We start from the raw sequence: 21,213 nt of genomic DNA, 5'->3' as shown, positions 1-21,213 counted from the left end.
GCTTCCCTGCTCCTGTGCCATATACTTGTCAATCATTGCCCCGTGGCTTATCATCAGCCCTGTTACCTGCTCGGTTTTCTCACTCATTAGCTTCTCACGGATACCGGATGAACAACCAAGTAGATAAGAGGCTAACCATACATCACGGTGGCGGGTAGGAATGCGACAAGTTCCGTGTGCCTCCTTAAAGCGAATAACCGACAGGTGAGTGAATGCAGCTTCAAGAAAGTTAAAGGCATACTCTACTGCCATGCGATTCATCTCTGTGCCATATACCACACATCGGGGTGTTCCACTCAGCATATACGCTTTGCAATAATAATATTCACAGATGGCGTAAAGCAGATGACGCTTCCAACCGCTACGGTAGTTATCTGCGGTATGATAGTTGTTTGACCGACCAATACAGCTTTCTTCCTCGGCTTCCGGTGTGCCTTCGATTTCGGACAAGCTCATGTTATATTCGGTGATAAGCCGTTGAATGGCCGCAGCCGCTGCATTGGCTTCACCTTCGGAACCTACCGCCCGAGCTCCATCGCGTAAGCGGATCAGCTTCTGAATCTTGTTAATGATGGTTTGTTTATCCATTGCTTTCTTTTATATAGATTGATACCAGTATTCGTCCAGAGCGTTTAATGAACAGGGCTGTTTTACCTTCATCCGTTGTCAGCTCCGTTGTAACATCGCTTTTTACTTGCAGCTCCTTGAGGTCTGTATTAAGAATCCACTGTATCCACTCGTAGTCTTCGATGGAGTCACCAAATACATGATTATTATTTATATCGTCCAGAGTTATATTCAGTAGGCAGGTAAGCCAAGCCGGCATTTTGTCCGGCTTGAGATTACTTTTGTAAATGAGCTGCTTCATATATCCATCGCACTCATGGATAATGGTAGTGAACGCTCCACATCGTTCTCATCTTTGTATTTCACTTCGACAAACTGGCAAGTAGGCACCGGCCGATAGGCTTCTTTGATAATGCGAAGTCCCTCAAGGAACGTGTCGTCTTTCGATTCATTGGCCATCTTTTCCAGTTCCAATACCTTGTTGGCTTTCAATGTTCCCTTCTGATCCTTGGCCAGCAAGCTGGTAATAGCATTGACCAGGCGGGCGGATTTTTCGTCAGTAGCCAAGGTGGCCAGATACTCACGTACTTTTTCAATACCAATTTCGACACTGTCATCCCATCCGTCGTTCAGCCGATTACCCACTTTGATGGAGATGTGTCCATCGCTATGTGTCAATGTACGGCTTTTACGGTCAAGTTTCACCTTGAAAAGGCGCTGTTGCATTGTGTCGAGTTCTTCACTTTCTTCAAAGATGGTTTGTTTCTGCTCTTGCATACAACCACTTAGCTGTTTGAGAGATTGAAAAGTACGTGTTACAAACTCATCACGCATAGCGTTATACGATTGTCTCTCACGTTGCAGGTTCGCCTCTTCGGCACGTTCTTCTGCTTCGAGTTGTGCTTTTAGCTCAAGACGTTGAGCTTTAGTTAAATTACTTACATCCATACAATTTTGATTTTTAAAATGGTTCATACTTATTTTTTTGAATTCTTGACTTCTATTGCAAAGCAATAGTTTCTTTTTAATTTTTTCTTTATATCGTAGGAGGAACTATAGGGCTTTTATGCAGTATAAAGAAAAGGTAATCAGAATAGATAAACAGATAGAGCAATATAAGATAGTATTGCTTAGTCTTCTCTCCATTTTATCTATTTGCTCTTTCAGCATTGTATTTTGATTCAATATAGCTACCAAATATTGAAAATAAAGGTCCTTATCATTCATTTTTGTTTATTTGAGCCATGCGACAGTTGAATTTCCTACCGCATGGCAGAATTTTAATCAACTATAAATTCGGTTATATTTGGAACTGCTTGAAGGCCTTCCATTACCTCTACACTTGTAGGGGTGACAAGTGCAGTTACATGAGGATGATAGTTTTCGCAAAGAAACTTTATCAATGGCTTTGCCGCCTCTTTCAGTTCTTCCAACTTCCTTTTGTTTTCTTGAATATCAGTTTCCATATATTGTATTTATGGGTTTTACAAAGCCGCCCAAAGCTCATTTCTTTACTGTATTGAGCCTTTTCAGGCTATTATTTTCTTCTTGAAATTCTCTATGGCTTCCTCAAATGTGTCTCCAAAGGCGTAATTATCACTTTCTTGTAGATTAACGAAACCCTCCCCAACGCAACAATAAGTATTTCCATCAGGTATGACTTTTAAAATATGCCCGTCCCGCTTAAAGTAAAGTTTTCCTTCACTTACCCATTGTTCAGCCTGCAAATAATACATAGCATAACTATTCCATTCAGATGAGTGATGTTGTGATTTAGCTGTTGACCAATCGTCCCCATTTAACACATGATTAAGTCCTATATTTACAGATGCAAGTGGCTTATATCCCAAATACTCTTGAATTTCCTGGCCACTTTTAAAATGGTCAAAAGTATATACTGTTAGTTCCATATTATTTCATTTAGTTATTATCGTTAATTATATTGTTAATATCTTTATAAGATAATGTTCCGTAGAGATTAATATCTATACTGTCACCGAATATATTGATAGATAAACTGCCGTCGACTGAACAGTTTATTTCTGTCGCACAAATTTCAACACGATGTTTTTTAAGTAGAATTTCCAAGTCCTGCATGAATTCCAATTCTCTGTCTGTCATATTAGCTCCTTTCTAATTGGTTATTCGTTAATTACTTCAACTGTCGGTCTGAACATTTCAGCCTCTCCGTTGTCAAATGTCACATGCCCATAGCATTCTATTTTTGTAATAGTATGAAAGCCATTTTTGCTTTTACGATCATAATACTGCTTCCCATAACTACCACTGGTTTCTTTAAGAACCCTTACCTTATCGCCTACTTTGGCACCGAGGTTTTTTATTTCCTCTTTTAGTATTTGCTCCCGATAGTGTTCTACATCAATTTGAGAACTTACATATCTTCTCTCATTCCCGTCAATGGTTACAAGATAGAGGTCTTCAATAGGTTGATTTGTGCCACCCCTGTGATAAAGGTCATGGTATGCTAGCCATCCCGGAAACTCTTTGCCACAGTTTACATCGTACTTATCTGTGATTCGAACTGTTCTTTCACTCATATTTCAATACGTTTTACGTTAATTCAAATTCTTCCACATCACCAAGATGATGATCTATTTGTAGCCTAGTGAATAAGCTGTAAACCCACGAGTATTTTTGCAGCTCCTTTATTATTTCATCCTTTGCAATTTTCCCTTCCATGATGAATATTGACTTACTCCCACCGCGGGAATCATGCGCGCTGTAAGGAATACACAGCATTGTAACTCCACGATAGTAGACATACCCAATACCCTTGCATTTTTTCATGGCAGAGTACAAGGCATCGTCTGAATCTATTTCACCACCTATTCGGCACTGGTCTTTTACTGACATACTACCGCTTAGCATCGTGATGTGATGTCCGGGGACTCCTGTTGTACCGAAATACATTGCTATTGATTCTTTGCTCATTACTATTTTGTTTTTAATACTTATAATTTCCTTTGTAATACTTTTTATTGGTTCGCTCACGCTCTTCATCAGTGAGCTTTGCTTTCGAGTTGAGTTGCTCCAGATAAATCTCGTCCAACTCATAGCGACGAAGAGCGGTATGGTATTCAGCGAGCAGATCGTCGTACTCGGAAGCGGGGATATGGCCGGAACCGTTGTACAGGCGGTCGGTAATCGTATCAATTCGCTTGGCTGTCTCTGACATACGTTCGCTAATACGCTTTGTCTCTTGCTTTCGCAAGGATAAATTGTTATTGCTTATTGCCATACTACTTTATATTATCCGTAAACTCTTTGGTTTCCAAATACTCCTTGACCACTTCGCTGGCATACAGCTCTGAAAGACTGTAGGATACACGATCATTCTGAACATATCCCTTAATAAGCCCCTTCGATGCCCAGCGCTTAATAGTGCTCTTACCGCAACCAAGCTTTCTAAGTGCATCGGCCTGACTAATCAGATCGGCAGGCACGCTCTCTGTTAATGGTTTATGTTTTAGTTTCATGGCAACCTTACGAACGCCTACCAATCGCTCTAACCGGTTGATGCGTTGCAGTAAATTAGTCAACGTACGTCGTGATACAACGATCTGTTCTTCATCTTCCGGGAGAATGCGTTTGGGATTCGATTTCACATCGGGCTCTACCGCTCCGGGTATTAGTGCGTCAAGTCCGATCTTACCCGCCAGATATTGTGCTGCATCTCTGGCAGCAAAGAACATCGCTTCGTCTTTTTCAGACTCCGGTACATTGACGTAACGGTTGAATACCCATTTCTCATCGTGCCGACCGGTTAACACCTCAGCCTGTACCAAACTACCCGGATCGCCTTTCTTTTTCAAAAGAGCCACTGCGTGGTCTATTTCTCTCTTTGTTTTCATAACTAATTATTATTTTTAAGTTATTTGTTCTCTTTATGTAAGATGGCTTCGAGCTGCTTCTTAAAAGATTTTAGCTCATCGAGGCTCATCTTCGTAATATTCTTTCTGCAGGCGCTACGAGTGCGGGCGAATACATTGAGCTTCGCTTTGTTCATCTCGAAGTCTTCCGGGGTGTCAGTATCACAGTAATCTTTATTCAGGAAAGAGATTTTGAGCGACAGCCCATAGATTTCACCTACGAGTTTCTTGGCGGCAACACCGAGTTTCTTACTATTGTCTTCCTTCAACCCTGAGAGTATACGCCGAGCTTCGTCGAAGCTAAGTTCCTTGCTGCTGCTTGTTCTTCCATCGGTGAACTGTGCAACGAACCCGTGCCGTTCTTCATCATCAAAGCCCAATTTCGAGAAGCAAGACTGTAACGCGCGAAGTTGTTGCGGAGTGATGGTTTTGTTGACGATTGGTTTCATGTGATTATTTTTTTGATAATTTACGGTACCAGTACTCTTCTGCCTTTTCCGGCCAGATATCAAACTGCATGGTAGGCCCTTTGGAGCGTCCTTTGTTGAATGCCCGAAAACCTTCTACATAAACTTTCAGCGAGGCATCATACATTACGCTACGGGCAGAGCGACCATTGGGCAGTGTTCCGTCGGCATGACTGATAAAGATAATCAGCTTGTTGCGATGCTCTTCCTTGAAGAGGATGTACTGCTTATAATTCATCTGTGCATACTGAAAACTGTCTATCACTACCATATCAGGGGCTTTCTGCTTCTTAAGCCTAGCTGACAACTCATCAATCGGCTCGTTGTCGAGCAATAGGAATCGACGGTTGACCTCTGCCATCCCAAACTCGATAAGCGTGTTCTTCATCGTTAAACTGGCGCCCTCTTCGAGACTGTTATAGGCTACGCGACCAAAGCGACAGAGGTATTTGCAAAGCTGCATCACAAAAGAGGTTTTTCCGTTACCCGAGTTTCCCCATACGATCCATACACCCCGACGCTCCGGGCATCCGAAAGCATCATAAAATTTGCCCTCGAAAGGAAAAGAAGGAATCTTGGTCGTTAGTATCTCACTTACTGACTTGGCTCTTCCCATTACTCTTCTTCTCCTTTCTTGCGTTTTGATTCAATGATACGCTTGCGGGCATGCACCACCTTGCGTACTCGACGTAAGTCATTCTCGGATGCTTCGGCGTCTTTGAGCACTTTCTTTATTTCGGCTTCATCGGTCAGTCCGTTGGCTCGGCAGATGGCATAGATATCGTTTTGCGTTGTGGTGCATATTTCAAAGAAGCGGCGACCGATCCGGCTGTTGATCTCTTTATAACCTTTCTTATTGTACCGCAAACCATTTTCGATGCGACGCTTCATGTAGTCGGTACTCAAAAAGATAATACCCGCCCGGTTTTCCAATCGGTTATATATAGAGATAAAGTAGTACAGAACGGAGTCGGTCAGTTTGTCACCTTCATCAAAAATAAGTAGCGGATTGTTTAGAAATGCAATCATGGTAAGCGCATATTCGAGCATATCCCTCAAATTGGTACCATCGGTCGGTGCACCTACCTGACGGGCTATCTCACGCACGAAGTCGCTTTTGCGCATATCTTCGGAACAAAGGATGTAGTATACATTGCGGTGGTTCTTACGGTAGTTGATGGCGGCTGTTGTTTTTCCACATCCGGCATCGCCCACTATCCAGGTGACGTTCTTATAGAGTTGTGCATCGGTGAAAGTGAAAGTCAGATCGTTGAAAGCATTGCTCTCGTGTATCTGCCACTTCTCAAAGCTGAAACCAATCTGCGAAGCGATCTTGGTAAACATATCGTCTGAGATGTTGGCATACTTCGAATTGATGATTTGCGATACGGTAGCAGAACTGACGCCGTTCAAGCTCTCGCTGGCACGGTTGCGGGTAGGGTAATTATCGCAATAAGCACTCAGGGCATTGCGAATGGCATCTTTATCTGCGATAGTTAAATTTTTCATATTTAAATGATGTTTGAATGGTTATTAAATACGGTTTAATAGCGGTTATAGCGATCTACATCGTCAAAGGTGAAGTTGGATAGCTCTTTCGTGTATTCGCCCACATCGGAGAACTCCAATACCTGATCTGATTCTTCCGGCTGTTCGCTCTTTGGGGGCAACTGCACCGGAGGGATCAATGTGCCATCTTCATACTCTTCGCGGTATCCTCTCATCTTTTTATCGGACAGTCCTTTGGTCTTGGGGGTGTTGAGTCCGAAGTATTCAAGCGCAATACCTTCTTCTTTATCGAAGTTTTCCATCAGGAGCAACATGGCGGCACGGTTGGCTTTGCTGGCTTCTATCTGGGCGCGCATCTGAACTGTTTCTTCGTGTTCCTGATCCTGTATCGCTCTGTGAACACTGACTTTCGGAGTGGCGCCTGAGGCAAACTTTAATCCGTCTGCTGTTTCATACCACAATTCTACCAGAGTCATATCGCGCGGATCATACAGTACATGGAATTTCTGTCCGGTGTGTTTCATGGCAAACGATTCATCACGCAAACCATTGGCGCCATACACCTCGTATTCGTATTTCCGTTTGCCGATCTCGATGCAAAGGCCGCTGTTGGTATAAGTAATCGGCTTTTTGCTTTTAAGCCAGAACATCTGAATCATATCCAACTCTGTCACCGGAACCGTCAAGGGATTTTCGCTCATGGTGTACATATCCTGACGGCTGATACCGGTAGCCGGATGGGCGCTTTCGTTCCATTCGTTTCGACATTCGGCATACAACTGCTTCATTTCTTTGAGTGTAGGCAACTTGTCTACGTTGGCAAGTATCAACTCCATATTGGGGTGGCTGTTCTGCTTAGTGGCCGTTATATTCTGTCCCGTGAAGTTCCAGTACTTATGCAATATCTGTGTCTGAAACCGGCCGAATACCGATTCAATGGTTTTACTTTGTCCGCTATATGGGGCGGTAAAACGGTGCAGGCGACAAATCTTTTTAAAGAAGTCTTGTGCACTCAACTTTTTGTGTCCGCCCTGGTTGTCGTTTACGATCTCGTAAGGTTTCACCTTGGCTGTCTCCACAGCCATGCGGAATGCGCGGAACTGGCTGTCGAACTTCTCGCCCGGAGCGATATCGTAACCCAATAATACTTCGCTGTAAGCATCCATCACTTCGTACACACTGGTAGTGCATATCTTACCGCTTTCATTGCGGTAGTAGAGATTTAGCTTCGTACCATCTGAGTACCAAACAGAGTCGCGCAAGCTGGGTTGTTCTGTTTTGAGTAATGCACTGTACTTCTTGCGCCATTCGAGTTCACCGTGAACAATGGCAAACCAAAGCGGCTGTATGGCCGGGCTGAATAGGAAATTCCGAACGCTTGTAGGGCTTTTAAGCTGTTCGAGGCCACGGAGTGTTGCCTGGTGGTTGAACTCTTCGAATATCTGCATCTCGGTGTAAACGGGAACGCGGCTGCGGCGTAGCTTCAATAGCAATCGCGCCTCTTCGGTTCCGATCTTTCGGGTGTTCTGATTACCAACCTTGCGACTGACGAGTGCAGCGTAACCCTCTTTCTTGTATTGGTTAAACTTTTCGCGCAGACGGCTGTTGCGTAAGGTGTGCCCGTAGGCTTCGCGCAACTTATCACAAGTACCCTCTACAGCTTCCCAGACTTGTGCTTTGCGTATGAATCCACACTTGCTGTGTAGTGCTCGTGTATTGCTCTCTACACGTATCATCTCATTCATCACCTCGGCATTCAGCACATATTCGGCTTGCTTCTTGTCGGTCAATCCGCTTCCGTCGGGTAAGCGGTATTTGTCGCGGTAATACTCCACCGCTTTAGGATCGGGTATTAGAATGTTACTCATATATTGCTCTTTGATTTTTTGAACGGCATCAGGGTTGTGTGAATCATACACCTCGCGGACTGGATCATATAGAGAATCATAATCGATAAGTGCCTTCCTACCGTTTCCACCACGCTGAACAATACGAATTTTACCACATCGCACATACTTCTTATAAGTTGGTTCGCTAAGTATTCCACTTCCAACGAGTTCTCCGTATGTTACGCATCGTATATTTCCAAACATTTCCATATCACGTATATTTTTATTTTATATTTAGTACAAATTCCGGCTCCGCCCCGAAAAAGTAAGCTGCTCTGTAAAGCTCTTAACTTGCTGCTGTAAAACACACTCACTATTCTCACGAACCATGAGTGTTTTGCTACCTTTGTAGCATCGTTAAAAAACCATTATTATGAATTACTTTATGATTCGATTCACATTCCATCTCCCAAATCAGGATTCGATGGATATTGCTCGCAAAGAGTTCGGAGGTCTTCTAAGGAAATTGAACCTGAAATACAGAAGCGTAAATGATTTTGACGGTTATCAATGCTCATCCCGGTCAGATTCACGTCCTTGGGAACTCGATTTTTTAATATTGCCACCAGAATACCAGCAAGACACGTGTTGGGAAGCTCTTCGACTCCTGAGTGAATCATATTTAAAACCCTTTCAGGATGCTCATCCGGAATTGGGAGACGTAACCATATATAGGAATCTTCATAATTTTCCATTTCTAACGCAATTGACTTCGGACTGGTGGAAATAAGACCCTGTTCGGCTTCGTGGTATGACAGCAGATGTGTTCTTAGCTCTTCCAAATAATCTCTATTCATTACTCGGCCCTCCTTTCTTCATCCCAAGCCCTGCTAAGCAGCATTAGTACTGCCAACAATACGATTACCGATGCGGATAACGCATCCTTACGACTTACCTCAATACCATCAGCCAGATACAATGCCATAAACATCGCTACTACGGCTGCTACATTCTGAATCCAACGTAATGTTTTCATGATTTTACATTTTATTTAAAAACCGATTCTTTAATACCTCGCGTTCCTGATCGCTCATCGGGAAAATATCTACGGACGGAATTTTGGTGAATTCACTTTTGATTACCGTCAGTGTTATACTGCGTGCCAGTTCAAGTTTTCGCTCACATTCCTCACTGAGTTTCCATGCCGGATGATACTGTTCCAACTTTTCGACCTCTACCTTTTTGCCGTCATTGTAGGCAAGGATGTGGGGATATGTCACACAGCAGCATCCATCGCTCATTTCAGCACCGATCAACACATTCCAGTACGAGTTACGGCCACTCTTGCTGCCAATGGCAGACCACACGTCAAAAATCACAAATTGAGGAACACCCTCTTGATCGTAACCATCTACCACTACCACCTTGGCATTGGCCGATGCCAATTTCTTGCACTCTTCTTTCCAGTATATCATAATAGGTATTATTTAAAGGGTTATTGCTTCCCGATAAGGGTTTTCAACTCTCTTTCTGATGGTAGTAACTTCATACTGCTCACCGCCATGATTTAGCGCATAAGAACGTAGCATACGCGCAGAAGGACTATTGGTTTCAAATCGCATGGCCGCCCATACAGTCCTTTCCGATACCTTAAATGTCTTGGCTATCTCCTTTTGGAGTTCCAAGCTAATTTCAATTACTTCTTTTTTTTCTTCCATATTTCGTTGTCGTTTAATTGATATTATCTAACTTTGAAGCGTTCCTCATCTTGAAGACCTTGCAAAGATATACACAATTTGGGAATAACAAAAGAAAAACAAAGAAATATCACACAATATGGGAATTATTTTAAATAAAAGCTCTGTTTTAGATAGAATTAAGCAGTGTTACAACCTAAAGGGAAATGCAGAACTTGCTCGTTTTCTTGGTGTTGCACCAAATACAATTAGTAATTGGTATGGAAGAAACACTTTTGATCTAGATATACTATACACAAAATGTGTTGATATTGACTTTAATTGGCTTTTCACGGGTAATGGGTCTATGCTTCGTGATACTCAAGATAACCCTATAATAACATCAACAGATCAACCTATATTAACTCAGGATGATTCACAAAATGAAGTCACTACTTATTTATATAAATTGTATAAGGAGAAAGATGAGGAGAATAAAAGTTTAATCAAGCAAATCGGCTGTTTAGAAGAGCGTATTCGCCATCAAAATACTTCTAATAGTAACGAAGTCACTGATGCTTTTACCGAGGAGTCATCTGGAGACTCTACCAAAGACTATGCACATATGAGAAAACCTACAAAATTATCAGATCAACCGTCTACTGGGACAATATAATATTGCTTTGTATTAATATAAGCTACAATATGTGATAAAAACAACAACTATAAAAATACCCAAAATGAGAAATACTTATTTTATATTATTTTTCTTAATGCTATGCACAGGATGTTCTAGACACAATGAAGGAGAATTAAAAAAGATAATTGAAAATGATATAAAAAAAACAATACCAACACACTGGACTTATATACCAGTAAAATTCTTACCAGCAGACAGTGCAATGTCTTCATTCCTGGACACCCCTCAATATAAAGAGATTATGAATGAAATTCTCCCTATTGATTCTACACTTATAGCCGATTCTATTATATATGCAGAAGGTGGCTATAAATACGAAAACAATTATTTGATAGAAAGAAAAAAAGAATTATATGAAAAACTTAATGATTTAGAGAAGAAATACAAACCTCGTTATTTAGGGAAGAGGATACTTCATTATTATAAATGTCAAACGGATTTCGAGGATTCAACATATTACAGCATATACATATTTAACTCGTCTAACGAAATAATTTCTAAAGAAATAATAGCGGTGCAGCCCTATAGATAAAAATCATATTAATAATTAAGCTTTAAAGCATAAAATGTCGCACACACGCTATTTTAGCGCTAACACACAACACCCTACCTTGTTATTCTCTATAAATCAGTGATTTAATTAATTATAAGAGCAAATTTACGCATATTACATAAAGTATTTACCCTATGTAAATGTATCTAAATCATCCTAATTTTACCAATAAAACAGCACTAACATATAAAATACTAATAACGTTAATAGTTAAAAAGGTATCCCCAACTCTCTTTTGTTGATTTATCACACACAAATAATAGTATACCCAACTGTATACCCAACTGTATACCCAACTCTATTTTTAACACATTAAAAACAAATGTTAGTGGAAATGAAATTCCTTGGTAGAATCATTTATTGAATACTGTTTAAACAAATACTTAAACAGTATTTAATAAGCTTTCCTTTATAATATCATCAAAAGAATAAACCTCTCAGAGAGCCGTTTTAAAGCTTTCTGAGAGGTTTATTAGCAAAATATGCCCCATATATCAATCAAAACATCAGCAATTGCCCTACGCAAAAGAGACAATGCAAACTTTGCGTTCGTTTTAGCCGTTCAAATCATCCTCAATGCAAACCCAATGCAAAGCAATGATAACATCTCGTTTTGTGCCGGTTAAACTTCTATATCGTCGTAAACGTCCTATTTATAGGCATTTCGCTCATTTTATCGACATCTCCAAATATCACATTTCGTTCTGACCCCCATAAGACTTGCAGAGATGACCATTATTAGGGCAATACAAGGGTTGAAATATATGTTATTTTTTTTCAATATCATATCATAAAATAAATCTGCAGTTTTTTCTATCTAAAGATAGAAAAAACTGCAGATTTATCAAGCAAAAAAATATATTGTTCTATACCAGTAAATAAAATATGCTTAAGAGATGAACCTATAGCTGTTATCTTATAGAGGTTTCTTCCATATCAATGGCACGTGGGAAGATTATATTATTCTCCAGATGGATATGCTCATGCAGTGCCTCTTCAAAAGCCTTTAGTTTATCAAGGGCGAGACGATAGGTATTACAACCGTCGTTGGGAGTAACATAGCCTTTAGTAAGATAGGCAATATGGCGATAACGTTCACCCTCTGTGTCGTGTTCGGCCATCATTACAGCAATGGGACTTTCGATACTTCCGCAGTGGAAGCACGGACTGGGTGCACTATTGGAATAAGTGTCGCATAGTTCGTAAATATAAGGATAAAGCACCATTTCTTCTTTTTGGAGATGATTGTTCAAGTCAACAAGTGATTGGGCGAAAGACTCTTGTACTTCATATAGTTCAGGGTGGCTGTCACCATGCACTTGACAAATTTTATCCAATAGTTCAGTGATTTCGGGCCCTTGTATACGAATATTGCGATGGTGGTACTTTATAACGTAATCGACCAACAGAACGGTAGGCCAACTCTTATAGTCGGGAACTCCAGGTGAAAGAGTAGATACGCTCTCTTCCAGCTCCTCAATAATTCTTTTCATATTGATATTGGCTTGCTTGCAGGCTTCGGATAGAGGTATGGAACCATTACAACAGAAATCAACCTTGTAACGATTGAACACCCATGCATACTTAAAATTCTCGGCTACAATTTCGCCAACTGTCATTTCACTAAAATTTTTCATAACTTTTATTTGTTAGATGTTTATAAATATTTTTCCAAATAACTACGATTCACAATCACAACTCTCCGTTTTTCGAATGCAATACACCCTTCGGTTGCCAATTCTGCCAATACACGAGAGAGAGAGGGGCGGGCTACTCCCATACGAGCAGCCACTTCATTTTGATTACGAATACTACCAAACCGACACAGGTAGGTAGCCACGCGACCTTTCAGGCTATACAAAGCAAAGTCACTTATTTTCCGAGTGAGTTGGCAACTACGGTCTGAGATGATACGCATGAAATTTTGCATTATGATGGGCTCACGACGCATTAGCTCAATAAAATTTTCCTTATTAATGATGAGCACTTCGCAGGGAGCAACAGCTACGACACTTACTGGAAAGTGATTGTTAGTAGCAAAAATAAAAGCAGGAGCCAATAATATAGGAGCTTTTAGGTCGGACATAATGATTTGCTTACCATCGGGTCCAGACATTACGGTACGCACTTGTCCACTATAGAGAAGAAAGAGCGAGCGGCAAGGATCGCCCTGCATAGCGATGAAGTCATGAACGCCATAAGTACGTAGCCTGTGTGCTGCGTTTTCAATGAAACCTTGTAGTTTTTCTTGATTCAGATGAAGAAAAACGGGAGTTGACATTAATATCTTTACATCCATATATTAACTGTTTTCAGCAAAAATAGACTATGGATATGACCAATAGTGTCACTAATGGTACATAAACCGAAAATTAAGGTAGAAAAACTTTTTGATCATATATACTATCATTTCGTTATATAAAAAATTGATATTTAAGAGTGATATGAATATGCAGTTGAAGTCACTTTGTTTTCATAAACAAAAACTCTTTTCGCGTATTTACATTCGATGATGTATTTCCAAAATGGACTTCATATTTCTATAATTACCATAATCACATACTTTTTTTTCTCGCTATAAAATCTTTATAATAAAGACCTGCCGGACGAGCTTCATCGGTCATAAATCGATATACTTTTTGTCGGCTATCTGCTTCGAATAAAGGAATGTCTAATTGATTGTATTGGAATTCATTATTTTTGAACAAATTAGAGTCACAGAGCCTACCTAGAATTTCGGCTGTTACGGTAAGAAAGCCTACATCACCATTCTGATCGCAATTTTTCATCCTACACTCCCATATCAATGATGCTTCTTTAATATAAGGTGCATTGGATGCTTTACTCTTATCAAAGTGAAATCCTACAAGTTCAGTTTTATCTGAGTAATTACGGTTCAGAATGGTACCTGCTAACTCTATTTGTCGAAGATACGTTCGACTTAGAAAGTTTATACAAAAATCGGGATTTCTTTGTAATATGGTCGCAAATTTTGAAGACTTACCTACACCCAATACGAGTAAATTACCTAAAGTGAAAGAGGATGACATCGTGGTAATTAATTCTTTTCCATTCTCTGCATAATAAGAGAATACATAAACAGGATAGCAGGGATAAAACTTCCCTGTTTCTAATTTGATTTTCATATTCATGAGGTTTTATAAGAATAATCTATTTGAAACAAAAATAGTGGTTTATATTTGCATAAAGCGTCACACTTGTTACTAAGTGGTAATTAGAGGCATTTTTTTGTGTAGCTATGACCATTAGCAATCGGCTTGAAATTATAGAATTAGTACTACATGAAGCAATAGTACCATTATTTAATATTGTTCAATGCATTCTATATAGAGATATGGTATGGAATCTTCTGCGAACTGCAAGATAAATAATAATCTTTCTTTCCACTTGGTCACAGATGTTACAGTTTCTTTTAATGAAACGATGCATATTTGTATTCTCATCTATACAATAAAATAGATGTATAGTGGGATGTTAAACATTAACTTCTTATGAATAAATTAAAAAAATGGCACCGCTACCTCGGGCTAGGAGTTGCCCTTTTTACCTTGTTTGCAATTATTTCGGGTTGGGCGCTGGGACATCGAGCTGCATTGGCTGAAATTGATTTGCCACGTAGCATTTTGCCACCTGCTTACCAATATACGAACTGGAATAATGCTTCAGTGAGAGGCACGCTGCGTGCACCGGTGCTGATCACCGATATCTCTACCAAAACGGGTACCTTTGTCGAGACCTCAACCGCTGTCCTAACGTATGGCACAGCTGGTATTTGGCTTACTGATACGCTTGCTTCACATTTCACGCCGTTTATGGCAGGGATGCGTCATGGAGCTGACAATCGGATTGTTAGTCGTATAGTTTGTGCAGATAATAGTCTTTTTGCAGCTACTACTTTTCATCTTTACCGATGCCTCTCTGGTGCCACTTCGTGGAATGAAATCGATTTACCAGGACACTTTGATGGTGAACGACTGACAGATGTCGAGACGCGGAGTGATACACTTGTCGTTCTCTCCCGTTCACATTTATTTATCTCGCTACCCCCTTACGAACACTTTGTTCGAATCACTCTTGCTCCGCCGCCGGACTATAAGGAGCGCACCAATCTTTTTAGTCTATTGTGGGTGCTACATAGTGGTGAACTATTTGGTCGCGTAGGTATTTGGACTGTAGATGTACTTGGATTACTTTTAGCTGTACTTGTCATTACAGGTGTGGCTTTCTATTTTCTACCACATCTCATTCGCCGTCGACGAAAGTTCGGTAGACCAGTAAAGCAATCTCTCACTTGGCTAAAGTATGTTTTGCGTCTACATAACAGAAGCGGTGCTTGGCTTTGGATATTCTTCCTGCTGATGGCACTTACGGGTATTTTTCTACGACCACCGTTACTCATTACTATCGTGCGAGTAAGTTTGCCGACACCGCCGGGAACTATGTTGGCAGATGATAATGCATGGAACGATAAGCTTCGCACTATCCGATTTGACAGGATCACAAACGAGTGGTTGCTCTACACCTCAAAAGGGTTTTACCGTCTTTCCATGTTGAAGAATACACCCATCAAAATAGCAGACGCACCACCCGTCAGTGTAATGGGAGCTAATGTGCTCGAAGCTGTAGATAATGGTTGGATCGTAGGCTCTTTCAATGGGCTTTATCTTTGGAACACACGTACGAGAGTTATTACCAATCTTTATACGAATCTCCCTGCAATAGCACCGCCGCCTAGTCGCCCCGTTTCAGAACATCCTGTAAGCGGATACAGTGACGATTTCGTAAATCCGATTATCTTTGAATATGTAGCAGGAGCAACGACAAGAGTAGAAAAAGTGCCTGATGAAGAATCTATCTTCGTGAGCGATTTCGTTTTTCCTCCAATGCCCGATGAGATAGCAAATACCCATATCTCTCTTTGGCATACGGCACTCGAAGTTCACACTGGACGTATCTTATTCGGTATATTAAACCCTATGGCGGATATTTATATTACACTTCTGGGATTGACGATTATCTTCTTGCTGATGTCTGGCTATAGGCTCTACAGGAGGAGAAAACAGCATGTCGCCCCGAAATAATAACTCTATTACTCACTTTAAATTATCTCATGCTTATGAAACAGAGAAAACTATGGATTGCGTTAATTCTTGTAATCGTTGCTTCATTTTCCGTATTGATCTATTACGGGAAAGAAATTTATCAACAAGCTCCACCCATTCCTGAACGGGTGGTGGACGAAGTCGGCAACACACTGTTCACATCTACTGATATTACTGACGGGCAGAATGTGTGGCAGAGCATCGGCGGACAAGAGGTGGGAACTGTCTGGGGGCATGGTGCTTATGTGGCTCCTGACTGGACAGCTGACTATCTGCACCGCGAAGCTCTCTTTTTACTTGACAAGTGGGCAGATGAAATCTACAACAAGTCTTACGAGCAACTTACTTCCACTGAACAGGCTTCGCTTCAGGTTCGTTTGCAGGAATTTATTCGTCCTAACACTTACGATCCTCAGACAGGTACATTAACCATTCAGGCTGACCGCGTGTACGCTTTCGAACATAATAAGGAGTACTATACTGCCCTTTTTATGGATAGTCCCTCACTGGCAGACTTGCGCGAGAAGTATGCTATTCCTGTTGGTAGCGTGCAAACAGTTGAGAGAATGGATAAGATGGTACAGTTTTTCTTTTGGGCTTCGTGGGCTTGTTCCACCGAACGTCCTGGAAAAGATATCACTTATACGCATAACTGGCCCAATGAGTCGCTTATCGGTAATACACCTACCAGTGATCTTCTTCTTTGGACGATGGTAAGTGTTATATTGTTACTCCTCGGTGTAGGAATCCTCGTCTATGTGCATGTACGCACCGTAGGCAAAGAAAAATTGCTGAGCCCAACAGACGATCCACTACGTAGTTTGGGCGTAACGCCTTCTATGCGTGCTGTAAAAAAGTATTTCTGGATTGTCAGTCTGCTCATTCTCGTGCAAATCGGGCTAGGTGTTATTACCGCCCACTATGGCGTGGAAGGTGGAGGCTTCTTCGGCATCCCGTTAGACAGTATTTTGCCTTACTCCATTACCCGTACCTGGCACGTACAACTTGCTATCTTTTGGATAGCTACGGCATGGCTTGCCACGGGGCTATATATAGCTCCTTCATTAACAGGACGAGATCCGAAGTTCCAATTACTTGGGGTTAACGTTCTTTTCATCGCTTTGCTCATTGTGGTCGCAGGTTCATTGGCTGGTCAATGGTTTGGTGTGATGCAGAAACTTGAATTGATCAATAATTTCTGGTTTGGCCATCAAGGCTACGAATATGTCGATTTGGGACGTTTCTGGCAGATTCTACTCTTTGTTGGGCTGGTGTTGTGGCTGGCATTGATGGTGCGCCCTATCTTGCCAGTCATTAAGAAGGGAACTCAAGAGAAGGGCCTATTGATTATGTTCCTCATCTCTTGCGCTGCTATTGCTCTGTTCTATGCTGCCGGGCTAATGTGGGGACGTACTACGAATCTGGCCATTGCCGAATACTGGCGTTGGTGGGTGGTACATCTCTGGGTAGAAGGCTTTTTTGAAGTATTTGCTACGGTAGTTACTGCCTTTCTCTTTACGCGTATGGGGCTATTACATATCAAGTCGGCTACAAACAATGTGCTCTTCGCTACCTCTATTTTTCTAGGTGGAGGTATTCTGGGTACATTCCACCACCTTTACTTTACTGGAACACCAACAGCAGTGATGGCATTAGGTGCCACGTTCAGTGCACTTGAGATCATTCCACTCATATTGATCGGTTTCGAGGCTTGGCAGAATTATCGGATGAGTAAATCTACACCGTGGCTACACGACTATAAATGGCCAATTTATTTCCTACTTTCCGTAGCCTTCTGGAACTTTCTGGGTGCTGGAGTTTTCGGCTTCCTTATCAATCCACCCATTGCTCTATACTACATGCAAGGCCTTAATACGACACCACTTCATGGTCATGCTGCTATGTTTGGTGTTTATGGTATGCTAGGCATCGCCCTTATCCTATTTGTCCTCCGCCTAATGTATCGTAAGGCGCAGTGGAACGACCGTTTGCTTGGTTTCAGTTTTTGGGCTTTCAATATCGGTTTACTGTTGATGCTACTGCTCAGTCTCCTACCTATTGGTATTATGCAAACAGTAGCTAGCATTGATCATGGCATGTGGCACGCTCGCTCTGCTGATTTTCTCTACCAGCCGACAGTAACTACGCTGAAGTGGCTACGGTCGATTGGTGATACGATCTTCAGTCTTGGCGGTTTGGCATTGTTCTTCTTTATCTTCAAACTCACACTGACGAAATATAAAGAGTGACAGGACTATAGAATATTAGCATACGGCTTAACAGATGGAGGTATTGGTTACTTCGGATGAAAGTGCCGTCTATTGGAACAACAATGTGACCAATAGAGATAATTTGTAAATTCACTACCATTTATTATAGGCTAAATGGACGATCTTTCATTGAATTAATTGCGATAAATAATTTACGTAAATTATATCCTCTACAGTTGAAGATTATTGTATTAATAAGTATCTTTAGTGCGAATATATATCCATAATACTAAAAAATGAACAACAGCTATTGATAGTAAACAAGGTAAATCTATAATTTACATATACTTTTTTTATTTCAATATTTAAGTTAAGGAGATGTGTCAAAACAGGCAGATCTCCTTTTTTATTGTAACATAGTAGTCTATAATTTCACTCACCTCTTTTATTAAAGCAACTCATAGATTAAATCAATAGAATAAGCCTTCGAATGAAAAAATATCGATTTCTATACAGTTTCTTTTTACTTCATTGATTATCTTTGTGGAAACTAGATTTTAACTTTATTCATTCATAATTCTATAGCCCATGTTTCATGACTTAGAAATTTTACATAGTGCGGAAGGTATTCTGCTAATTGGCTCTGCCATTCTCTTCTTCAGTGTTTTTGCAGGCAAGGCCGGTTATCGTTTTGGCCTTCCGGCTTTATTGCTTTTTTTAGGAGTTGGCATGTTGTTTGGCAGTGACGGACTTGGTATTCAATTTAGTAATCCGGATACAGCTCAGTTCATCGGTATGCTTGCATTGAGTATTATCTTATTTTCAGGTGGTATGGATACAAAGATGAGTGAGGTGAAGCCGATCGCAGTTCAGGGAGTAATGTTAGCTACAGTCGGTGTATTAGCTACTACATTTATCACGGGTGGCTTTATTTATTATCTATCGTTATTTATCATGCACCGTGAGGTACTCGATCTCCCCGAATCCATGTTGTTGGCAGCTGTTATGTCTTCGACCGATTCGGCTTCGGTATTTTCTATTCTTCGAAGTAAAGGGGTTTACTTAAAACAACGTTTACGCCCTACCCTTGAATTGGAAAGCGGTAGCAATGACCCCATGGCGTATATGCTTACATTATTAACTCAAGTTTCGGATTTAGAAATCAAGCCGTTTGAGCGTACGCTCGGAGTGCTGCAAGTCGTCTGTCATTTTCTATGATCTGTATCATCAGTTGCTCTTCATCAGCCCCTGTGAGTTCAGCCACGACTGCCACTACTTCTAATATGATTGCCCATATCTTCTCCATAACAGTCAGTTCGTGTACTCCGGCAAAAATATCGTTGAACAACCCACCGATTGTTTCGTAGTCCAGACTCCTTTTTACCGAGGCAAGCAAATTGTAGCGTATCATAACCAGTGATACGTGCGCTATCTGCGAGGAAAAGTCTCTTGCCGAGCATCCTGCAAGATTAAGCAATCGCTTGCTATCGGCAAAGAAAACCTCAATAGCCCAACGCATTGCATAGATTTCATATGCCCGCAAGAAATCAAGTTTTACATTGGTTGTCAGCAATATTTTCCATCCCTCTCTCTTTCCTCTGCGACAGAAGAACAGCCGCACCTTGCGCCCACCGAGCATCACGTCCACCGACGCATAGTGGCAACGGTACCGTCTACTGTATATCACAGATTTAGAGCCCAGCAGCTTACTGATTATGGCTTTTGCCGTCAGTTCACCCCACTTTTTGGTGAGATATTTGGTATTACCCATCTTTGCCATCCCTAACAAGTGAAACTTCTTATGACTGTTGTATACGAAATCGACAAGCCCGGAACAAGTGAACCAACTGTCAACAAGCAGATATTCAAAAGGAATCTTTGCTTTGATGGCGCGTCTGACCATTTCAATGAGTTTCTTTCCCTTACTCATGAAATATTCCTCTTTACGTTTGGCCACATGGGAGTTCTCATCTCGTTTCCTATTATAACGGTTCTGTCGTTGCTTTGCGCTTAACCCCTGTTCCTTACCCTCTACCTTGCCTTTCTCTCCATGCAGAGATGAGTCAAGCATAAACTGGGTGCGCCCGTCACTCCAGCACAGCATAAGCGCTTTATACCCAAGAATACATTTCTGATGAACATGTGAGAATATCTTGCCGATAGACTCCATACGCATTCCGGTTTTAGGCAAGTCAGAGTCATCAGCGATGAGTACTACAGGAAGATGACTCTTCTTGAAATCCTGACGGTTAGTCACTTTGGCTATCAGCTTGACAACAATGCGGTATATCAGATTGCGCCAGTTGATATTATCATGTGACATAAACGAATACAAGACATCCTTCTTGCCGCCGAACATTCGACTTAAAGCCGAATCAGGATAATGGGAAAAACCTTTTATGGCGAAAAACGGCATCAGGACAAGAATCTGAAACAGCTGAAGATTGGTCAACTGACAGTTTTCACGTTTGTTCCCTCCAAGACAACGGCTGTCAAGATGAAGAGACTCTAACAGTCCTGAAAATGAGTCCATCACAGAGCAACGGCGTTTTTCACTCAAAATATTGCGGATTTCTGACGGAATTTTAGTAATTTTGCTCATGGCTTTGAGAATGGTTAATTAGTTGTTTGGTCACTGCTAATTTACTAAATTTCCGAGATTTACGGAAAGTCTCAAAGCTTTTTTTAT

The 21,213-nt window shown here is 41.1% G+C and carries 25 protein-coding genes and 1 pseudogene; 5 read left to right on the top strand and 21 right to left on the bottom strand.

The genetic code is table 11. The annotated features are described in order from the left end of the window. The 17 genes from TY03_RS18660 to TY03_RS18580 form a co-directional block, all read right to left on the bottom strand. Nucleotides 1-588: DUF7168 domain-containing protein (locus tag TY03_RS18660; protein WP_042372685.1), on the bottom strand; the 588-nt coding region annotated here is incomplete at its 3' end. Then, the gene (locus tag TY03_RS18655) at nucleotides 581-868 is read right to left on the bottom strand and encodes a hypothetical protein (protein WP_042372683.1); all 288 of its coding nucleotides are present in this window, start codon (nucleotides 866-868) and stop codon (nucleotides 581-583) included. The genes TY03_RS18660 and TY03_RS18655, both read right to left, overlap by 8 nt. Beyond that, complete coding sequence (locus tag TY03_RS18650) at nucleotides 865-1,515, bottom strand: DUF3164 family protein (RefSeq protein WP_042372747.1); 651 nt, start codon at nucleotides 1,513-1,515, stop codon at nucleotides 865-867. The genes TY03_RS18655 and TY03_RS18650 overlap by 4 nt, the downstream gene beginning before the upstream one ends. A gap of 332 nt (nucleotides 1,516-1,847) precedes the next feature. Next, nucleotides 1,848-2,033 carry a hypothetical protein gene (locus TY03_RS18645; RefSeq protein WP_042372681.1) on the bottom strand — a complete coding sequence of 62 codons (186 nt, stop codon included), beginning with the start codon at nucleotides 2,031-2,033 and terminating at the stop codon, nucleotides 1,848-1,850. Between the two features lie 63 nt (nucleotides 2,034-2,096). Next, the gene (locus TY03_RS18640; RefSeq protein WP_042372679.1) at nucleotides 2,097-2,477 is read right to left on the bottom strand and encodes a hypothetical protein; all 381 of its coding nucleotides are present in this window, start codon (nucleotides 2,475-2,477) and stop codon (nucleotides 2,097-2,099) included. A 231-nt stretch (nucleotides 2,478-2,708) separates the two neighbouring features. Continuing rightward, nucleotides 2,709-3,125, bottom strand: coding sequence for a hypothetical protein (locus TY03_RS18635; protein ID WP_042372676.1), 417 nt, complete (start codon nucleotides 3,123-3,125; stop codon nucleotides 2,709-2,711). 13 nt (nucleotides 3,126-3,138) lie between these two features. Beyond that, nucleotides 3,139-3,519: a hypothetical protein gene (locus TY03_RS18630; RefSeq protein ID WP_042370586.1), complete on the bottom strand. Its 381-nt coding sequence runs from the start codon at nucleotides 3,517-3,519 to the stop codon at nucleotides 3,139-3,141. Between the two features lie 13 nt (nucleotides 3,520-3,532). Then, nucleotides 3,533-3,826 (bottom strand): hypothetical protein, encoded by a 294-nt coding sequence (locus tag TY03_RS18625; RefSeq protein ID WP_042370587.1) that lies wholly within the window; start codon nucleotides 3,824-3,826, stop codon nucleotides 3,533-3,535. Between the two features lies 1 nt (nucleotide 3,827). After that, nucleotides 3,828-4,439, bottom strand: coding sequence for a hypothetical protein (locus TY03_RS18620; protein WP_042370589.1), 612 nt, complete (start codon nucleotides 4,437-4,439; stop codon nucleotides 3,828-3,830). Between the two features lie 20 nt (nucleotides 4,440-4,459). Further along, nucleotides 4,460-4,906, bottom strand: coding sequence for a hypothetical protein (locus TY03_RS18615; protein ID WP_042370591.1), 447 nt, complete (start codon nucleotides 4,904-4,906; stop codon nucleotides 4,460-4,462). Between the two features lie 4 nt (nucleotides 4,907-4,910). Further along, complete coding sequence (locus TY03_RS18610) at nucleotides 4,911-5,540, bottom strand: P-loop NTPase family protein (protein WP_042372674.1); 630 nt, start codon at nucleotides 5,538-5,540, stop codon at nucleotides 4,911-4,913. After that, nucleotides 5,540-6,433, bottom strand: coding sequence for an AAA family ATPase (locus TY03_RS18605; RefSeq protein WP_042370595.1), 894 nt, complete (start codon nucleotides 6,431-6,433; stop codon nucleotides 5,540-5,542). The genes TY03_RS18610 and TY03_RS18605 overlap by 1 nt, the downstream gene beginning before the upstream one ends. 35 nt (nucleotides 6,434-6,468) lie before the next feature. Next, the gene (locus TY03_RS18600) at nucleotides 6,469-8,532 is read right to left on the bottom strand and encodes a hypothetical protein (RefSeq protein ID WP_042370597.1); all 2,064 of its coding nucleotides are present in this window, start codon (nucleotides 8,530-8,532) and stop codon (nucleotides 6,469-6,471) included. Nucleotides 8,533-8,717: 185 nt separating this feature from the next. Continuing rightward, complete coding sequence (locus TY03_RS21635) at nucleotides 8,718-9,119, bottom strand: hypothetical protein (protein WP_052332488.1); 402 nt, start codon at nucleotides 9,117-9,119, stop codon at nucleotides 8,718-8,720. Further along, nucleotides 9,119-9,298 (bottom strand): hypothetical protein, encoded by a 180-nt coding sequence (locus TY03_RS18590; RefSeq protein WP_042369758.1) that lies wholly within the window; start codon nucleotides 9,296-9,298, stop codon nucleotides 9,119-9,121. The genes TY03_RS21635 and TY03_RS18590 overlap by 1 nt, the downstream gene beginning before the upstream one ends. 4 nt (nucleotides 9,299-9,302) lie before the next feature. Beyond that, on the bottom strand, nucleotides 9,303-9,737 hold the full coding sequence (locus TY03_RS18585) for a hypothetical protein (RefSeq protein WP_052332560.1): 435 nt from the start codon (nucleotides 9,735-9,737) through the stop codon (nucleotides 9,303-9,305). A 12-nt stretch (nucleotides 9,738-9,749) separates the two neighbouring features. Further along, the gene (locus tag TY03_RS18580; protein ID WP_042372673.1) at nucleotides 9,750-9,980 is read right to left on the bottom strand and encodes a hypothetical protein; all 231 of its coding nucleotides are present in this window, start codon (nucleotides 9,978-9,980) and stop codon (nucleotides 9,750-9,752) included. Between the two features lie 118 nt (nucleotides 9,981-10,098). On the opposite strand from TY03_RS18580, the gene TY03_RS21630 reads away from it, so the two are divergent. Continuing rightward, nucleotides 10,099-10,614 carry a helix-turn-helix domain-containing protein gene (locus tag TY03_RS21630; protein WP_052332559.1) on the top strand — a complete coding sequence of 172 codons (516 nt, stop codon included), beginning with the start codon at nucleotides 10,099-10,101 and terminating at the stop codon, nucleotides 10,612-10,614. A gap of 64 nt (nucleotides 10,615-10,678) precedes the next feature. After that, nucleotides 10,679-11,170: a hypothetical protein gene (locus TY03_RS18570; RefSeq protein WP_148335717.1), complete on the top strand. Its 492-nt coding sequence runs from the start codon at nucleotides 10,679-10,681 to the stop codon at nucleotides 11,168-11,170. A gap of 932 nt (nucleotides 11,171-12,102) precedes the next feature. On the opposite strand, the gene ric is transcribed toward TY03_RS18570, so the two are convergent. The 3 genes from ric to TY03_RS18555 all read right to left on the bottom strand — a co-directional run bounded on the left by ric (nucleotide 12,103) and on the right by TY03_RS18555 (nucleotide 14,337). Next, nucleotides 12,103-12,828, bottom strand: coding sequence for an iron-sulfur cluster repair di-iron protein (gene ric, locus TY03_RS18565; protein ID WP_042372669.1), 726 nt, complete (start codon nucleotides 12,826-12,828; stop codon nucleotides 12,103-12,105). Between the two features lie 20 nt (nucleotides 12,829-12,848). After that, nucleotides 12,849-13,490: a Crp/Fnr family transcriptional regulator gene (locus tag TY03_RS18560; protein WP_042372667.1), complete on the bottom strand. Its 642-nt coding sequence runs from the start codon at nucleotides 13,488-13,490 to the stop codon at nucleotides 12,849-12,851. Between the two features lie 256 nt (nucleotides 13,491-13,746). Beyond that, complete coding sequence (locus TY03_RS18555; protein WP_187374012.1) at nucleotides 13,747-14,337, bottom strand: flavin reductase; 591 nt, start codon at nucleotides 14,335-14,337, stop codon at nucleotides 13,747-13,749. A gap of 366 nt (nucleotides 14,338-14,703) precedes the next feature. Between TY03_RS18555 and TY03_RS18550 the strand changes: the two genes are divergently transcribed. From TY03_RS18550 to TY03_RS18540, 3 genes and pseudogenes are all read left to right on the top strand, one after another. Beyond that, the gene (locus tag TY03_RS18550; protein WP_042372663.1) at nucleotides 14,704-16,293 is read left to right on the top strand and encodes a PepSY domain-containing protein; all 1,590 of its coding nucleotides are present in this window, start codon (nucleotides 14,704-14,706) and stop codon (nucleotides 16,291-16,293) included. 35 nt (nucleotides 16,294-16,328) lie between these two features. Continuing rightward, nucleotides 16,329-18,563: a nitric-oxide reductase large subunit gene (locus TY03_RS18545; protein ID WP_222860409.1), complete on the top strand. Its 2,235-nt coding sequence runs from the start codon at nucleotides 16,329-16,331 to the stop codon at nucleotides 18,561-18,563. A 549-nt stretch (nucleotides 18,564-19,112) separates the two neighbouring features. Further along, nucleotides 19,113-19,664: pseudogene (locus TY03_RS18540) on the top strand (cation:proton antiporter domain-containing protein); the annotation flags it as partial. 22 nt (nucleotides 19,665-19,686) lie between these two features. Here the strand turns inward: TY03_RS18540 and TY03_RS18535 are convergent. Beyond that, nucleotides 19,687-21,126, bottom strand: a complete 1,440-nt coding sequence (locus tag TY03_RS18535; RefSeq protein WP_042366734.1) for an IS4 family transposase — start codon at nucleotides 21,124-21,126, stop codon at nucleotides 19,687-19,689. Nucleotides 21,127-21,213 lie beyond the last annotated feature (87 nt).

Origin of the sequence: Bacteroides neonati (assembly GCF_000499785.1) — a bacterium.
GTDB classification, from domain to species: domain Bacteria; phylum Bacteroidota; class Bacteroidia; order Bacteroidales; family Bacteroidaceae; genus Bacteroides; species Bacteroides neonati.
The sequence above is the reverse complement of the archived record's forward strand: the minus strand, read 5'-3'. Positions and strand labels throughout refer to the sequence as shown.